Genomic DNA, 15,814 nt, shown 5'->3' with positions numbered 1-15,814 from the left:
AAGTCTATCTTACTAAATGATAGTACCGTCTTGCAACTGTTGTCCCTCAATCCGTTTACGGTAATCTACAACCATCTCTTTTTCATAAGAATGCTCATGTTCAACAACAGTATCGGCGAATAAGTCATGCAATGCTTCTTTTCTAGGCATAAATAGGACCAGCAGATAAGGGATGACCAACATTTTGGATATGAATCTTCCGATGACTTCGCGGAATATGACAGACCCCCACGTAAGCTTACCCTCGTCTTTAGCCACTACTCTTATGCCCATGATCATCTTCCCTACTGTTTGCTGTAAATACTTCGTCATAAGCGCAAAGTAAAGTAACATCAAAATAAGGATAGTAACTTTATAGGTGCTGAAGAAGAAGAATGAGGGATTTGTAATCTCCCAACCTGCAACTCGAAAAATCGGTTTAATGATAATCCCGCTTATTGCTGATAAAACAAGAAGATCGATTGTATATGCCCATAGTCGCGTCCAGAAACCCGCATACTTCGCCCGATAATGTTCAGTTTGAATAGTCTCGTAATCTGGAATAGGCGTCGCAGCAGTGGAATTCCCCGTCAGATCCGGTTGTTGTTCGATGTGTTCCGACATTCGCTAGCCCTCCTTATTTTTCACCATACAAATACATCATCCGTGGTGCATTATAATCGTTTAATAACTTACCGATTAGTTCAGACTCAATATTACCGCCAAACATATTTCCTGCTTTCACGCCGAGTATTGAAGTCCAGCTATCAAGGGACGTATACTCAAAGACTGTGGCATCTTGAAGATTATAATCTTCTTTCATGGCAGCAATAACATCACCCGCCTTGCCGAATTCATCTGCAAGCCCAGCTTCGATTGCCTGACGCCCATTCATGATACGGCCATCAGCTACTTTTTTCACTTCAGCCTCTGTCATGCCGCGACCTTCTTCGATAATATCAACAAAGCGTTCGTAGGAATCATTTATCATTTCTTGAAGCATTACGCGTTCTTCATCTTTCATCTCACGAGATCCACTCATAATATCTTTATATGGACCTGTTTTAATCGTGTTAAAATCAATGCCGTATTTCTCAGCAAGTTTCGCATAGTTAACACTTTCCATAATGACACCGATTGAACCTGTAATCGTTTCACGATTAACAAATATCTTATCAGCTGGAGCTGATACATAATAACCGCCTGAAGCAGCCATTCCGCCCATCGAAACATACAGCGGAATCTCTCTTTCTACTTGAATCATACGGAGAGCATCATAAATGTCCGCTGATTCAACGACTCCGCCACCTGGTGAATTCACTTCAAGCACAACGCCTTTTACATTAGTATCTTCAAGAATTTCAGACAACTGATTCATGAAATACTGATGATTATAACCTGCAGATTGGAAAAGGGATGACGTATCCCCTAAGTCCTGAATAACCCCATCAAGAGAAAGAACAGCGATTTTATCCTTACCCGTTCCTTCCTCAATAATCGCTTCCTCATACCCCGAAGATGAAGTTGCCATCATGTCTTCAAAGAATCCGTTGAAATCTCTCGTAAATATGTACGATAGTGAATTTATGCCTATTGACACAAAAACAAGTGCTGCAGCTACGATGATTGCAATCCATCGTTTAATTGTCATTTCAAATTCCTCCTTTTTCATTCCATTAACTTATACGTTCGGACACACCAAAATGTTTCACCACGTGGTAAAATCAGTATAACTTATTCAGAGGGGGCTTTGTGTAATGACAGATCGAATGAATATTTTTATTTACAGTAAACATGATGAAGATTCACTTGATAAAAAATCCAAAGTGGCAGATGCGTTGATTCATGAGGGTTTTACAATGACCGACAACGATAAAGATGCAAATATTATCATCAGCATCGGTAGCGATGGTTCTTTTTTACAAGCGGTTCGAAAAACCGGTTTCCGACAGGATTGTTTATATGCAGGTATTTCTTTAACAGGTAAACCCGGACTTTATTGTGATTTTCATTATAACAATCTTTACGAAATGACGCAGACCATTCGTAAAGAAGGTCTTGAAGTGAGAAAGTATCCACTTATCGAAGTAAAGATTGATGATCACCAACCATTCTATTGCCTAAATGAATTCAGTATTCGCTCGAATATCATTCGGACATTCGTCCTGGATGTCATTATAGATGATAAATTATTCGAAACATTCCTCGGTGATGGTCTAATAATTTCCACACCGACTGGCAGTACTGCTTACAATAAGTCTGTCAATGGAGCGGTCGTTGATCCACTACTTCGGTGTTTCCAAGTGACTGAGCTTGCTTCCGTAAACAATAATAAATACAGAACACTTGGCTCGTCCTTCATAATGAGTGGCGAACGTAAATTCCAACTAAAAGTTCATCAGGATGGCAACGTTTTCCCTTTAGTTGCTGCTGACAATGAAGCGCTGGGGATTCGCCAAGTTGAAAGTGTGGAAATTAGATTAAGCGATAAAACTGTGAAAACTGTGAAACTGAAAAATAACTCCTTCTGGGAGAAAGTGCAGCGAATTTATTTATAAAAGAAAAGCAACACCGCCTGTCGATTACCGTTTTATAGCAATACATATGATTTCAACATTGAAAAGCTCAACTACTTTAGTAAGAACCTTTCAATCTACAATTACGTCTGTTGATTAACCATTTATTTGCATAAAACACTGGTATTAAGGCTTGGAAAAACCCATTTTCACTGGACCATTTCCGGTTCGCTTTCGGCGAACTAATCACGACATATTTACCGTGAGGCATGTGTGGCTAGAAGTGACTCCGTCGCTTCTAGCCACACTTTTTTTGGGTCATCCTGTTGTGAATAGTTGCCTGTCGCGTACCTACAATGTTCAAGTGAAAAATACAGTTGTTTTGAAAGAAAAGAATAGATGACTTTCTATAGGGATTGTAAGTGCCCGAAGATGCAATTTCGGGCACTCTTGCACGTTATATTGCTTACTATTAGCAAAAGAGTATGCATGTAATCATGTGATACCATATAGAAATTGACACTTCTTTACTAGTAAAAAAGAGATAACCCTAAAGAAAGTTTCAGCCGCCAAAATAACATCTTTGGCGGCTATTATCCAGGTCTATGCCCCTCTATTCTTTCGTCCCAAAAAGCTTTAGCACTTCGTGTACTTATGAAATTGGAACGCGATGGAACAATCATGATTTATCTTCGCCCTAAGTATGTACTTACTCCTAATTCTTTCATTTTATGGCATTACCCTATCTCCATAACCTGATTTCTCCATAAAAATTTAAAAAATATGTTTTAAAGTATTTCGGCATTATTAACTCACTTATCCCTAGCTCTATATATGTTGAACAAATGAATACAACGTATGCGCTTTACAAGGGCTTTTGAAAGGCTACTGAAAAAAACAATAATTGGAATGAAATAAAAATCCTACGAATACCGCTTCGACGCTTTGTGGATGCCTCCCGCGATAAGCCAGAAAGAAGACCACTTTCAGTCTTATCGCGCCTGCGCTGGATGGTCTATGTGAGAAAGAGCTTTTCATTATCTACGATGAAATCTGCAAGCCGGGGCACGTCTTTCTTGAATATAAATAGTAGCAAAAAGTAATCACATTATAATCTCAGCATATACATCTCAAAATCATATTTCTCTCTATAATGAACACCCTAGCGCAGGCGCGGCAAAGGGGTCGCCGAAGTCGTAAGACTGGATGCGTAGCGCTAATCCAGGCTTACGGCGAGAGGCATCCCCAAAGCGCCAAGCGTTCTACAATCCACACACCGAATTACAACTCTCTCATTATTGAGCACCATAGCAGATTCAATGAGATTCTTTAATTCAACATATATACTATATTTTTTAATCCTGTTTTATCATATAGATGAGCTCTAAGTTCTAAAAAAGTAAAGGATATGTACGTGAAGATTTATTAAAATTGAATAGGATTTTTAGAAGGGAGTGGAATGGAATGGAAATAACTATTAATTCATTGTCCTTTATACTTTCTTTACTTTGTATTCCTCTGTTTTTAATCGCAATATCGTCTGCAGATTTTTTTAGTTTTACCACAAAAATCATAGGGCTTCATTCATTAGATATTGTCTTAGGCATAACAGTGATAACATTTTTTCTTGGAGTCATCGGGTTAAAGGATGTAAGGGAATGGAAGGCAATGGCAAGAGGTATATTTACTATAATTTTCATGTCAGTTTTTTCAATCGTATTAACTTTCATTATATTCATCGGCAGAATGCTTGGTTAACCTTCTTCAACTAACTGCTTCGTTCGTTGAAGAAGGTTTAATCTCTATTAACAAACCCATTAACCTCTTGAACTGAGCTAGTTGAAAGTCTGTAAATAGTATGAGTGTCTTTTGTATTCATTATTGTTCCATTGTCTTCTGAAATCCAAAGGGAATATGATTCTTCACCAAGGTCGAATCTATACGACGGATTTACCATATTAACAATTCCTAGTTCGCTGGTCGAATCACTCACCGCTTTACTGAATATAGCTATTCCACTTTTTTCTTTTAAATCTAAATACCCCGTTTTTGTTTCTATTTGTTCCTTTTGAAAACTCCCTACTAGTAAAGTTCCTAGTATAATAAATAGCATTGATAACTCTTTCATATTATCCCCCCTTTCTACTAATAGACGTATACTTATCAGATGGGTTTCACAATATGGCTCTACTAGGAAAGAAGGCTGTTAGCGATATCGAGTTATTTTCTTTTCAAATGAAGTTATTGATAAACCTTCCATTACTTTTGTTTCTCCAGTTATTATGAATCCATTTTTTTCATAGAAGGAGATTGCTGGTGCATTTTTAGAACCCGTTGATACGATCAGTTTTTCATTCCCTTCTCCGACGCTTTCAATGAAATCTAATAATCTCTTGGCAATTCCTTTTCTAAAATGTTTTGGGTGCACCATCAACCTATGAATATCTATTAGATTCTCTTCTGCCTTTATAGAAATGACTCCGCTTAACTCTCCATCTAAATAGCATCCATAGAAATTTTCGCCACATTGTTGCAATGTGCTAACCGAATCCCTTAATGGCGGAATGTCATAGAAATCAATCAACTCCGCCTCTACCTTATACGAAGCAATTTGAACGCTCAATACCTCCTTAGCAAGTTTCGGATTTATAATATCTATTTTATTAATCAATATTATCCTCCTTTTTTTTCAGTTAATGTATGAACAGATGAATATATTTAGCCTAGACATCCCCAAAATACCAGAACGGGTTTGATGTAATTCTTTACTTCAACATATAAAGATAGCCTTTTTCAGTAGCCTCCTAATTTAAAGGAGGCTCTTCTTCATTTTCATCACTTCAATTAGTTTAGATACCGTAAAGAGTAACAATGCTGCCCAAATGAAAGCGAATGACAATACCTCAATTTTCCCGAACGTTTCTTTGTACACAACAACTCCGAGAAACAGCATCATCGTTGGGGCTATGTATTGAAGAAATCCAGCCATATATAGCGGAATTCTTTGTACGCCTTTTGCATACATAATAAGTGGTAAAGCCGTTGCTATACCTGTTAGGATAAGTAAAATGTCCGTCTTGATGTCAGAATGTAAGAACACTGCATTGCCTTCCATGAATAGCCACACATAATAGATGACAGCGAACGGAACAATGAAGAACGTTTCAATTGTCAACCCACGAAGTGCATCTAGCTTAATTTGTTTCTTGATAAGACCGTAAACTGCAAACGTTATTGCCAGTGTAAATGCCAACCATGGAAACTTACCGTACGAAATCGTCAAAATTGTGACTCCTGTTGCCGCCAGTAAAAAAGCAACTTGCTGTGCTCTTGACAACTTTTCTTTCAAGAAAAAGATTCCAAGTAGTACCGATATAAGCGGGTTAATATAGTAACCAAGACTTGTTTGGACAATATAGTTATGATTCACTGCCCATATGTAGATAAACCAGTTCGTTGAAACAAGTGCTGAAGCAGCGAACAAAGCCCAAAAGTCTCTTTGCGAGATCCACAAGGTTTTTATATCCGCCTTAAGATGACGTCCATTTTTCAGAAGAAGAACTACTACTAACGTTAGAACAAATGCCCACACGATGCGACTCACTAATATTTCAGCACTTGCGACATGCTCAAGGCTTTTCCAATAAATCGGCATAATCCCCCAAATAAGATACGAACCGATTGCCCAAAGGACACCGCTTTTTTCTGTTTGCATCACGACGCCCCCATATATTTTGATTATCGAAATAATAAACTAAGTATAGCCCCATTAATTCACTACGTAAAGATGAGATTATTTAGAATACTGACAACCTACTCGTAAACACCAAAAACCGCTTAAAAAGTACGGAATAACCCGTGCTTTTTAAGCGGTTTGTTTTCTGGAATGATTTACAGTTGTTCTTTTTTCCTTAATTCAATTCGCATGATTTTTCCTGAAGCAGTTTTCGGCAAAGTATCCAGGAACTCAATTTTACGTGGATATTTATAAGGCGCTGTCAAACTTTTCACGTGATCCTGTAAGTCTTTAATAAGACCCTCTTCATTTTTCCTTTCAGGGTCACGTAGCACCACGAATGCTTTGACGATATTCCCCCTGACTTCATCCGGACTCGCAACGACTGCGCATTCACGGACTGCGGGATGCTTCGTCAATGCATCCTCTACTTCAAATGGTCCAATTGTGTAGCCGGAACTAATAATAATGTCATCCCCGCGACCTTCAAACCAGAAATAACCATCCTCATCCATTTTTGCACGATCACCCGTTACGTAATAATCACCTCGGAACTGCATTGTTGTCCGTTCCGGATCTTTTAAATACTCTTTGAATAACGCAGGTGTCGATACGTGTACCGCAATATCCCCAACTTCCCCAACAACCGCTGGATTTCCTTCGTCATTGATAATGTCGACCTTATTGCCAGGCGTCGGTTTTCCCATAGAACCCTTCCGCGCCTCCATACCTAGCATCGTCCCGACGAGTAATGTGTTTTCCGTCTGCCCATAGCCATCTCTTACTGAAAGCGAAAAAGTCTTATCAAATATATCAATTACTTCACGGTTAAGCGGTTCTCCAGCCGAAACCGCACTACGAATAGAAGAAAGGTCAAAATCCCCAAGGTTTTCGGCCTTCGCCATAAACCTGTATTCCGTTGGCGTACAACATAATACATTCACTTGATATTTACCAATCAACTCTAAATAAGTCGTCACATCAAACTTCCCGTCATATACAAGTCCCGTTGCGCCGCTACCAATTACGGATAAGAAAGGTGTCCAAATCCACTTTTGCCATCCTGGTGCAGCAGTAGCCCAGACTACGTCACCTTCATTGATACCCAACCAGCTTGCTCCTGTTGTCCGTAAGTGCGCATACCCCCAAGCGTGTGTATGTACGACACCTTTTGGTTTCCCCGTCGTGCCTGATGTGTAAGATAGAAATGCCATGTCCGAACTTTTCGTTTGTGGTGCTGTAAACGCCGTTGATGCAGTTTCCATTAGATCGGTTAATGAAAGTTGATCTTTCTTAGCCTGTCCAACAACGAATACCTTGACATCCCCTATGTTTTTTACTTCGCTAAATTGATCAGTAAACGCATCGAACGCAACGATTGCTTTAGCATCACTATGTGCCAATCGATATTCAATATCGGAAGACCGTAACATTTCTGAACTCGGGATTACGACAAGTCCCGCTTTAAGGGCGCCGATATACGTCACATATGCTTCGATTAGCCTTGGAACCATGACAAGAACGACATCACCCTTTTCAAGTCCGTTCGATTTGAAGACATTGGCTGCCTTATTCGCTAAAGTGATTAATTCATCATATGTAATTTCCTTCTTGTTTCCTTCTGCATTAACATAAATTAGCGCTTTTTTTCCTGTACCTGTTGCATACTTTTCAAATTCACTGACAAGGTTATATTGTTCTGGCGCAATCAGTTGTTCACGATTCATGCAAATTCCCCCTTAGATGTATCATCTAAGTATACAAATAAAGTACCGATAATTCAAAACTAATTTACTTTTCTAAATAAACCTAAGAGTAATTCATTCTTTACTAGCTAATACTTGTAAAAATTATGAAAAGCTGTTCCGGAATAATTCCGGAACAGCTTTTCATTAAACAATTATTCTTAGTGACCCTTCATCTGTTCTTGAGCCTGTCGCACTAAGCGCTTTGTAATTTCTCCGCCGACGGATCCGTTGGCACGCGCTGATGCATCTGGTCCCATTTGTACGCCAAATTCTGTTGCGATCTCATTTTTCATTTGATCCAATGCTTGTCGTACGCCTGGAACTAATAGCTGATTCGAGTTGTTGCTGCTGTTGTTGTTCGCCATGATTGCCACCTCCTTGTATAATTAGAATGTGCTAGATGCAGAAATTCATGCAAAATTATAGGTGGTAAAGTTTGTAAATCACTTTGAATTGATTAAGCAACTGTACTTTTGATAACACTGTATAAGCGAAAGCTGTTTTAGATAATACCTAAACCAGCCTCACAGTTAAAGAGTTATTTTTGGTACCCGCTCATTTGTTGTTGCGCTTGACGCACTAGTCGTTTTGTAATTTCTCCACCGACCGAACCATTAGCACGTGATGATGCATCTGGTCCCATTTGTACACCAAATTCTGCTGCAATTTCATTTTTCATTTGATCCAGTGCTTGTCTTACGCCTGGAACTACTAACTGATTTGAATTACCACTGTTGTTGTTTGGCATGTTTGTCACCTCCTGTGCACATAGAATGTGCCGTTTATAAAACTTTATGCATTTATTTGTTATGGTAATGTCCACCAATTACATAAAATAGTTTAAACATCTGCATTTTTGCTTACACTATATTAGCGAAAAGTTGTTCCGAAACATCTTTTCATTGAATAAATCTTTATTTATTGCCATTCATTTGTTGTTGCGCCTGACGCACTAATCGCTTAGTAATTTCTCCGCCGACGGATCCGTTGGCACGCGATGATGCGTCTGGCCCCATTTGTACGCCAAATTCTGCTGCAATTTCATTTTTCATTTGATCAAGTGCTTGTCTTACGCCTGGAACTACTAGCTGATTCGAGTTGCCGCTGTTGTTGTTCGCCATGTTTATCACCTCCTTGTGCAGTTAGAATGCACAAGTTAATAAAATTCATGCGCGAATAATAAGTGGTAAATAACGCCAAATAATTAAGATTAGTTTAAGCAACCATTCTTTTGCTTACACTATATAAGCCAAAAAGCTGCATCAGACAATGTCCGATGCAGCTTTTATATAGGTTGAAATAAAGAATTTCATTGAATTCGCTCAGGCGCTAGACGATGCCTTCGTACAGTTTATACAGATACTTATTTGTTCAACATATCGTTCTTCAATTTGATTGAGTTCCCATTATCCCTAATTCACTTAAATTGATGCCTTTAACTTTGGTACTAACTTCTATGTGCGTATAGAATGCATCGCAAACGGAATTTCATACAGTGGATGTAAACAGTAATTTATTCTAACATTAAAGAAGGTCTTCGAAGTCGTCCTTTTGTTGAAGTGGTAGTTCAACGATTAGTCGTTTTTCAATCGCTTCTTCAATCATTGGCTCGAAATCAGTAAAGCTTTCATAATAAGCTACTTTTTCAAGCTTTGGTTTTGTTTTCGGGTTTGAAGGCGAGAAGATTGTGCAGCAATCTTCATAGGGTCTAATTGAAATGTCGTATGTGCCAATCTTTTGGGCAATATCTATAATATCCAGTTTGTCCGTTGCAATGAGCGGGCGCAAAATAGGGGAAGAGGTCACAGCGTTAATAGCCGTTAAGCTTTCGAGCGTTTGACTAGCAACTTGTCCAAGGCTTTCCCCTGTTACAATTGCGAGCGCACCTTCTTCTTCACGCACTTTATCAGCAATTTGAAGCATTAATCTCCGCGTTGTCGTCATTGAAACATTATCAGGTACTTGACTGACAATCGCTTGTTGGATTTCAGTGAATGGTATTATATGAAGCCTAACTGCTGCTCCGAATGAACTTAACTTCTCTGCAAGGTCCATCACTTTCTTTTTAGCCAAATCACTTGTGAATGGCGGACTGGCAAAGTGAATTGCATCAATCGACACACCGCGCTTCATCATAAGATAGCCTGCAACTGGGCTATCGATACCACCTGAAAGCATTAGAATTGAATGTCCATTTGAACCTACCGGCATACCGCCTGCACCTTCATATACTTTAGCTGTTAAGAAAGCTCCTTCTATTCTAATATCAATGAGTAGCACGATATCAGGTTTTTTCATTTGCACAATGAGGTCTGGGAAGCTACGTAACACATGTGACCCAATTTCTAGCTGCAACTCGTTTGTCACAAGCGGAAACCTTTTGTCTGTACGTCTCACTTCAACTTTAAACGTTTTTCCAGCTGTTTCGTTTGCCCCAATGATTTCTAAGGCTTTTTCTTTAATCGCTTCAAGCGTCGCTTCACATTTTGCAACTGGACTGAAAGATTGAATGCCGAAAATATGTGGCAAACGAGCTATCGCTTCTTCCATATCGCTTTTGTCTTCCGCAAAAAGAAACATGCGATCACGTTCAGGTTTAATGATTACCGTTTTCAAATCACTCAAAGCATCTTTAATATTGTTTCTTAATTTCTTGACGAATACATTCCTGTTTCGTCCCTTTAATGATATCTCTCCATAGCGTATCAATAGTTCGTTCCATTCCATTACTTATTTCCCCTTCCAAGCAGTTCCATGAACCGTGCAAATACTTGCTCGAATTCCACTACATGCTGTTCTATATTATTTTTTCCAAAGCTGATACGGATTACTCCGTTTTTAAATTTCCCATTAACACCTATAGCTTCTATTACATGCCCCGCAGTGCCACTTTTCGATGAACAAGCGCTAGATGTAGAAATTGTAATACCGTTTTCTTGAAAGAAATTAACTGCAACTTCCCCTTTTACTTTATAAAAAGCGACAGCTAAAATATGCGGTGCTGCCTTATCAGGGGCAAGTACACGAACGTTCTCAAATTGCCCGATAAAGCCTATAAGCCGATTTCTCCATTGCCTGAAATCCTTCTGCTCGATGTCTATCGCACTCATCCGTATCGCCTTTGCCATCGTCACTGCATTCGCTACGGATACGGTACCGTTGCGAATACCAATTTCCTGGCCGCCGCCATAACTAATTGCTTCTGGTGCCATTCCTTTTCTTAATGCTAGTATGCCCGAACCTTTCAAGCCATTAATTTTATGGGCTGAAATCGTTATTGCGTCCGGACCATCTCCAGTTAACGAAACGGGTAGTTTTCCGAAACTTTGAACAGCATCCGAATGAAATAGTGCCCTTGTATTTTCTTTAATGAGGCGTGCACATTCAGCAATTGGCTGTATTGTACCGATTTCATTATTGACATGCATAATACTGACAAGTATTGTATCTTTCCGAAGTTTACTTTTCAACTCTTCAACAGAGATCATTCCTTGCTCATCAACTGACAAATAATCCACTTCAAACCCTTGCGTCTCTAAATATCCCATTGAATGAAGAACAGATGGATGTTCAATTTTTGTTGTGATGAGATGGTTGCCTCTAGCACGCAAAGCACGTGCAAAACCGATTACCGCTAAATTATTGGCTTCAGTACCACCCGATGTGAATAAAAGCTCTCCATCATGTGCACCAAGAATCGATAAGATCTGTTCTCTCGATCGTTCAAGAAGCGCCTCGGCTTCCTTTCCAGCAAGATGTATTGAAGCGGGATTCGCAAAAAAGCGCTTGTTCACTTCTATGAAAGATGTAAGCACACCCTCATCAGGAGCTGTTGTAGCGCTATTATCAAAATAAATCATGTGAATCTTCCTTTCATTTTACATTAAATACGCATTTCAGCATTGATCCCACCACTTATAGAAGTGGGTACTACTTTAGCTAACGCTTCGCTTTCGGTACAAAAAAATTACTGAATCAAGTTCAATGCGTGACAAAGCCACCTGCATTATATGCCGGTGGCTATTTGTAGTCTACTTTTTAACTCAGACATGTTCTTTCACAAGTTCTTCAATTCGTTTCATAGCACCCGGTTCCATTTCTTCAACCGCTGTCGCTGCTTCTTCCAATGCTTTTGCATAACGGAATTGTCTGAATGACTCTTCAGCATCTAACAGGCGGGCGTGAACTTCCGGATTGGATGCACGGTATCTGTTTCCATATTGGATGATCCACTCAATCAGTAATACATTCTCAAGCATCTCTTCAACTTTTATAGATACATCATTTATAGCTTTCCCTGCGTTCTCCAAATAAGAATCGACGAGACTCATATTAAGCGGTACTTCCTGTAAACTTTGTGTCACAATATAAATTTGTTCATCTGCTTCTTCAAGACGTGCTTCCATATCATCCGGTATACCTGGGATATTCCCCTTATGTAGCATACGTTCTGAATTTTGTAATTTACGCGACAGTTCATCCAGTTTAGTTCGAACATTATTTTCATCAATCCGCAAGTTTTTCATACGATTTGTGAAACTTTCCTGTTCAACAGCAATTTGCTCTAGTTCTTCAAAAATGGATTGCAACTCTTCCTGTAATCCCGAATAAGCAGATAATTGTTCCTCAAGCCTATAAATAAGCACACCAAATCGTTTGTCGAGAGAACCTAACTTTTTGAGAGCCAGCTGTGGAATCTGTGCTTCTTTTTCATCCATTCGATAACTTTGCTGAACAAAAGCCGCCTCGTCTGAAGTTTCTCTTGTCAATATCGTTATTGCGTGAAGCCTCTCAGCAATTTGATTATAGTACTCATCTACATAATGCTTTGCATTCACTTCATTTTCAAGCGCATCGTAAAATGAATCAATGCGATCATTTATTTCACTTGTACACTGTTGAACAGATTCAATTTGAAGATCAGCCATTTTTAACAATAGTTCTTCAAGTTCAATCTCAATTGTTCTAAGTTGTTTTGTCAGTTCTAGGTGTTGCAAATAATAGGACTGTTCTTCCATCTCTCTCGTTCCATTTCGTAGTTCACGAATCGATGCTGGAATTTTGCTTTGTATTTCAGAAAGCAACGATGGGATCTCGTGGATTAACGTAAAAACATGATCTCCCTTTGCTGATAATGCCATGACAATTTCCCGTGCCAACAAATAATTGCCATTCGCTGTCAACTCGTCATATTCTGCGAATTTCGGGTTAAATGATTCCAGTTCCTTTTCAAGTGGATTCGCTGTCATCCCAAACGAATGTTGATGAGCGAGTACCGCTTTGCGAGCGGCACGATGCTGCTCTTTTAATTTTTCCATCTCAATGCGATTTTTTTCTTCACTGCCAACGAGTTCGTTTAGCTCTTGCAAAATATTATTCATTTTTTTATCGCAAAATCGAACTTTTTCTTGAATTTCTTTCTCTAATCCTGTTGCTTTTCTAAAACGGAAACGATCTACTACATCCTCTACATCAAATAATAATGTATCGATTTTTGGCATATGTACGTCCATCAATTCTGTCCATTCGCTACGCCACCGTTCGAATTTCTCTTCGGTTTCGCCTGTCATGTTCAGTTGTTTCACTTTTGTCATCTCTTCTAAGATAGGTTTGTGTTGAATTTGTAGCTTCTCCTGCTCCAACCGACCAATTTCCTGGATATGTTTACGCCTGAATAAGAAGGCGATTGTCGTTAATATAATAACTACTAGTATGGCAATGATGATGATTTTCATCGTGGTCCCCCTGTCCAAGTCACTGTACCATGATATTATCCTATATAGTACCACGTTTAAACCCTTTTGGTTGCGAATATGAATGATTTATAGGGAAAAACCTGTTTTCCACCCTAATAATCGACAAAATTTGTTTATAAACGTCTTAATATGTATACTTATTTAAACAAAATATACTTAACAAGGGGTGTTCTATTTGTTTCAAGAAATTGACTATGCCACTGATTTAAAAGTGAAATATGAACAACTTTCAAGTCAATTGGACGCATTGTTGACGGGTGAGAGAAATATGTACGCAAACTTGAGCAACGCTTCTGCTTTACTCAATCAATTTTTCGACCGCATCAATTGGGTCGGTTTTTACTTAATGGATGACGGAGAACTGGTGCTTGGTCCTTTCCAAGGTCTTCCCGCGTGCATTCGTATTCCCCTTGGAAGAGGCGTCTGCGGAACAGCTGCTGAAACAAAAAAATCCATTATCGTATCGGACGTCAATGCTTTCCCAGGACATATTGCATGCGATGCAGCTTCCCAGTCTGAAGTTGTCATTCCTATTTTAAAAGATGGTGTCTTACTTGGTGTCCTTGACATCGACAGCCCCGAGTTGAATCGCTTCACAAAAGAAGATCAGGCTGGACTGGAACATCTTGTCGAGGTACTAGTCAAACATCTTTGAACAACAAGCTGCCCTGGCCACCAAACAATCGGTGCCAAGGCAGTTTTTTCATTGCTCAACAATCATGAAATCCTGCTCTGTTGTTAATTATAGCAGAGAGGTTCCTGTCCTATTTGTTCAAAGATAAAAAAGTATAAGTTTTTTCGCTTAAAATAGTATCTAGTTTCCCGGCGCCTTGCGATTTTCTTATTTTAAGCCCGCTCGGTAATCGCTGTCTCCATGATTGCGAATGCCGCCTTGAAGTCAGCTATGAGATCCTCGGCATGTTCAAGACCGACTGAAAGCCTTAGTAAAGAATCAGTGATACCCATCTGTAGTCGCTCCGCCTCAGGAATAACAGAATGTGTCATCGTCGCAGGATGCTGGATAAGCGTTTCTGCGTCTCCTAGGCTGACTGCAATCTTAATGAGAGAAAGGCTATCCATGAATAGCTGAGCACCTTCTTTACCACCTTTAACTGTAAATGAAATCAGGCCGCCTCCTGCTCTCATTTGACGTTTCGCTATTTCATATTGTGGATTGTCTTTATCGAACGGATAATAGATTTCTTCAACAAGCTTCTGACCTTTTAAATAAGCTATCACTTTTTCCGCATTCGAAGTATGGCGCTCCATGCGAACCGATAGCGTTTTCAATCCGCGGATTAAAAGCCAAGCATCGAATGGCGATATGATGCCTCCGAAATCTTTCTGCACAGACATACGAATTGACTCCATCTCTTCTTTGTCAGCTCCGACAAGAAGCCCAGCTATGACATCTCCGTGACCGTTAATATACTTTGTTGCGCTATGCAAAACGAAGTCCGCACCGATATCGAGCGGATTCTGCAAATAGGGCGACGAAAAAGTATTGTCAACTACAACTCGAAGTCCATGACGTTTAGCTACATTCACGACCGCGTGAATATCGACAAGTTCCATTGTTGGATTGATAGGCGTTTCAATATATATACAGACCGTTTCCGGTTTAATAGCCCGTTCAATCTCCTCTTCTGTCTTCATCTGAATAAGGTCATGCGTGATATTGTATTTCTCATTCAGCATACCAAGAAGTCCAAATGTGCAGCCATAAATTCCACGTGAACACAGAATATGATCACCCGATTTCGTCAAGTGGACGAGAATCGTACTGACTGCTGCCATCCCCGAACCAAACGCAAGTGCACCTTTTCCGTTCTCAAGAGCTGTCATACGCTCTTCTAACACGCGGACAGTCGGATTACCAAGCCTGGAGTAAATGTTCCCTCCCTCTACACCTGAAAAGCGATTCTCCCCTTGCAATGCTGTTTCAAACGAGAAGGTCGATGTTTGGTAAAGTGGTACCGCTAAACTCCCCTGATGTTCCCTATCATCATATCCTTCATGAATGACAATCGTATCTTTGTGAAGGTTTTTTTTGTCCATTTCCATTGCCCTCCTTATGTT

The 15,814-nt window shown here is 39.6% G+C and carries 16 protein-coding genes; 3 read left to right on the top strand and 13 right to left on the bottom strand.

Annotation, left to right across the window (positions count from 1 at the left end; translation table 11 throughout):
* Nucleotides 1-12 precede the first annotated feature (12 nt).
* Nucleotides 13-603: an RDD family protein gene (locus tag MKY15_RS15080; protein ID WP_082786520.1), complete on the bottom strand. Its 591-nt coding sequence runs from the start codon at nt 601-603 to the stop codon at nt 13-15.
* 13 nt (nt 604-616) lie between these two features.
* Complete coding sequence (gene sppA / locus MKY15_RS15075; protein ID WP_067207586.1) at nt 617-1,630, bottom strand: signal peptide peptidase SppA; 1,014 nt, start codon at nt 1,628-1,630, stop codon at nt 617-619.
* A gap of 106 nt (nt 1,631-1,736) precedes the next feature.
* Here sppA and MKY15_RS15070 point away from each other — a divergent pair, with 106 nt between their 5' ends.
* Nucleotides 1,737-2,537, top strand: a complete 801-nt coding sequence (locus MKY15_RS15070) for an NAD kinase (RefSeq protein WP_067207583.1) — start codon at nt 1,737-1,739, stop codon at nt 2,535-2,537.
* A 1,422-nt stretch (nt 2,538-3,959) separates the two neighbouring features.
* On the top strand, nt 3,960-4,253 hold the full coding sequence (locus MKY15_RS15065) for a hypothetical protein (RefSeq protein ID WP_187047300.1): 294 nt from the start codon (nt 3,960-3,962) through the stop codon (nt 4,251-4,253).
* 37 nt (nt 4,254-4,290) lie between these two features.
* On the opposite strand, the gene MKY15_RS15060 is transcribed toward MKY15_RS15065, so the two are convergent.
* The 10 genes from MKY15_RS15060 to ezrA all read right to left on the bottom strand — a co-directional run bounded on the left by MKY15_RS15060 (nt 4,291) and on the right by ezrA (nt 13,714).
* Nucleotides 4,291-4,623, bottom strand: coding sequence for a hypothetical protein (locus MKY15_RS15060; RefSeq protein WP_187047299.1), 333 nt, complete (start codon nt 4,621-4,623; stop codon nt 4,291-4,293).
* 78 nt (nt 4,624-4,701) lie between these two features.
* On the bottom strand, nt 4,702-5,166 hold the full coding sequence (locus MKY15_RS15055; RefSeq protein ID WP_067207576.1) for a GNAT family N-acetyltransferase: 465 nt from the start codon (nt 5,164-5,166) through the stop codon (nt 4,702-4,704).
* Between the two features lie 138 nt (nt 5,167-5,304).
* Nucleotides 5,305-6,210, bottom strand: coding sequence for an EamA family transporter RarD (gene rarD / locus MKY15_RS15050; protein WP_187047298.1), 906 nt, complete (start codon nt 6,208-6,210; stop codon nt 5,305-5,307).
* A 176-nt stretch (nt 6,211-6,386) separates the two neighbouring features.
* Nucleotides 6,387-7,958: an acyl--CoA ligase gene (locus MKY15_RS15045; protein WP_067207570.1), complete on the bottom strand. Its 1,572-nt coding sequence runs from the start codon at nt 7,956-7,958 to the stop codon at nt 6,387-6,389.
* A 179-nt stretch (nt 7,959-8,137) separates the two neighbouring features.
* Nucleotides 8,138-8,344, bottom strand: coding sequence for an alpha/beta-type small acid-soluble spore protein (locus MKY15_RS15040; RefSeq protein WP_067207567.1), 207 nt, complete (start codon nt 8,342-8,344; stop codon nt 8,138-8,140).
* Nucleotides 8,345-8,517: 173 nt separating this feature from the next.
* Nucleotides 8,518-8,727 (bottom strand): alpha/beta-type small acid-soluble spore protein, encoded by a 210-nt coding sequence (locus MKY15_RS15035; RefSeq protein ID WP_067207564.1) that lies wholly within the window; start codon nt 8,725-8,727, stop codon nt 8,518-8,520.
* A 166-nt stretch (nt 8,728-8,893) separates the two neighbouring features.
* Complete coding sequence (locus MKY15_RS15030; protein ID WP_067207561.1) at nt 8,894-9,100, bottom strand: alpha/beta-type small acid-soluble spore protein; 207 nt, start codon at nt 9,098-9,100, stop codon at nt 8,894-8,896.
* Between the two features lie 403 nt (nt 9,101-9,503).
* On the bottom strand, nt 9,504-10,706 hold the full coding sequence (thiI, locus tag MKY15_RS15025) for a tRNA uracil 4-sulfurtransferase ThiI (RefSeq protein ID WP_067207559.1): 1,203 nt from the start codon (nt 10,704-10,706) through the stop codon (nt 9,504-9,506).
* Nucleotides 10,706-11,839 (bottom strand): cysteine desulfurase family protein, encoded by a 1,134-nt coding sequence (locus MKY15_RS15020; protein ID WP_342537891.1) that lies wholly within the window; start codon nt 11,837-11,839, stop codon nt 10,706-10,708. Before MKY15_RS15020 ends, thiI begins: the two co-directional genes overlap by 1 nt.
* Nucleotides 11,840-12,022: 183 nt before the next feature.
* The gene (ezrA, locus tag MKY15_RS15015) at nt 12,023-13,714 is read right to left on the bottom strand and encodes a septation ring formation regulator EzrA (protein WP_067207555.1); all 1,692 of its coding nucleotides are present in this window, start codon (nt 13,712-13,714) and stop codon (nt 12,023-12,025) included.
* A gap of 196 nt (nt 13,715-13,910) precedes the next feature.
* Between ezrA and MKY15_RS15010 the strand changes: the two genes are divergently transcribed.
* On the top strand, nt 13,911-14,390 hold the full coding sequence (locus tag MKY15_RS15010; protein ID WP_067207552.1) for a GAF domain-containing protein: 480 nt from the start codon (nt 13,911-13,913) through the stop codon (nt 14,388-14,390).
* Between the two features lie 191 nt (nt 14,391-14,581).
* Here the strand turns inward: MKY15_RS15010 and megL are convergent, their stop codons facing one another.
* Nucleotides 14,582-15,793 carry a methionine gamma-lyase gene (gene megL, locus MKY15_RS15005; RefSeq protein WP_187047296.1) on the bottom strand — a complete coding sequence of 404 codons (1,212 nt, stop codon included), beginning with the start codon at nt 15,791-15,793 and terminating at the stop codon, nt 14,582-14,584.
* Between the last annotated feature and the right edge of the window lie 21 nt (nt 15,794-15,814).

Source organism: Sporosarcina sp. FSL K6-1540 (assembly GCF_038620285.1).
Classification (GTDB): Bacteria; Bacillota; Bacilli; order Bacillales_A; family Planococcaceae; genus Sporosarcina; species Sporosarcina psychrophila.
This window is presented reverse-complemented; position numbering and strand designations above follow the sequence as displayed.

Excerpts from the sequence above, each read along its gene's own strand:
- MKY15_RS15080 (WP_082786520.1), bottom strand. The coding sequence starts at position 603 with ATGTCGGAACACATCGAACAACAACCGGATCTGACGGGGAATTCCACT.
- sppA (WP_067207586.1), bottom strand. The coding sequence starts at position 1,630 with ATGACAATTAAACGATGGATTGCAATCATCGTAGCTGCAGCACTTGTT.
- MKY15_RS15070 (WP_067207583.1), top strand. The coding sequence starts at position 1,737 with ATGACAGATCGAATGAATATTTTTATTTACAGTAAACATGATGAAGAT.
- MKY15_RS15065 (WP_187047300.1), top strand. The coding sequence starts at position 3,960 with ATGGAAATAACTATTAATTCATTGTCCTTTATACTTTCTTTACTTTGT.
- MKY15_RS15060 (WP_187047299.1), bottom strand. The coding sequence starts at position 4,623 with ATGAAAGAGTTATCAATGCTATTTATTATACTAGGAACTTTACTAGTA.
- rarD (WP_187047298.1), bottom strand. The coding sequence starts at position 6,210 with ATGCAAACAGAAAAAAGCGGTGTCCTTTGGGCAATCGGTTCGTATCTT.
- MKY15_RS15045 (WP_067207570.1), bottom strand. The coding sequence starts at position 7,958 with ATGAATCGTGAACAACTGATTGCGCCAGAACAATATAACCTTGTCAGT.
- MKY15_RS15040 (WP_067207567.1), bottom strand. The coding sequence starts at position 8,344 with ATGGCGAACAACAACAGCAGCAACAACTCGAATCAGCTATTAGTTCCA.
- MKY15_RS15035 (WP_067207564.1), bottom strand. The coding sequence starts at position 8,727 with ATGCCAAACAACAACAGTGGTAATTCAAATCAGTTAGTAGTTCCAGGC.
- MKY15_RS15030 (WP_067207561.1), bottom strand. The coding sequence starts at position 9,100 with ATGGCGAACAACAACAGCGGCAACTCGAATCAGCTAGTAGTTCCAGGC.
- thiI (WP_067207559.1), bottom strand. The coding sequence starts at position 10,706 with ATGGAATGGAACGAACTATTGATACGCTATGGAGAGATATCATTAAAG.
- MKY15_RS15020 (WP_342537891.1), bottom strand. The coding sequence starts at position 11,839 with ATGATTTATTTTGATAATAGCGCTACAACAGCTCCTGATGAGGGTGTG.
- ezrA (WP_067207555.1), bottom strand. The coding sequence starts at position 13,714 with ATGAAAATCATCATCATTGCCATACTAGTAGTTATTATATTAACGACA.
- megL (WP_187047296.1), bottom strand. The coding sequence starts at position 15,793 with ATGGACAAAAAAAACCTTCACAAAGATACGATTGTCATTCATGAAGGA.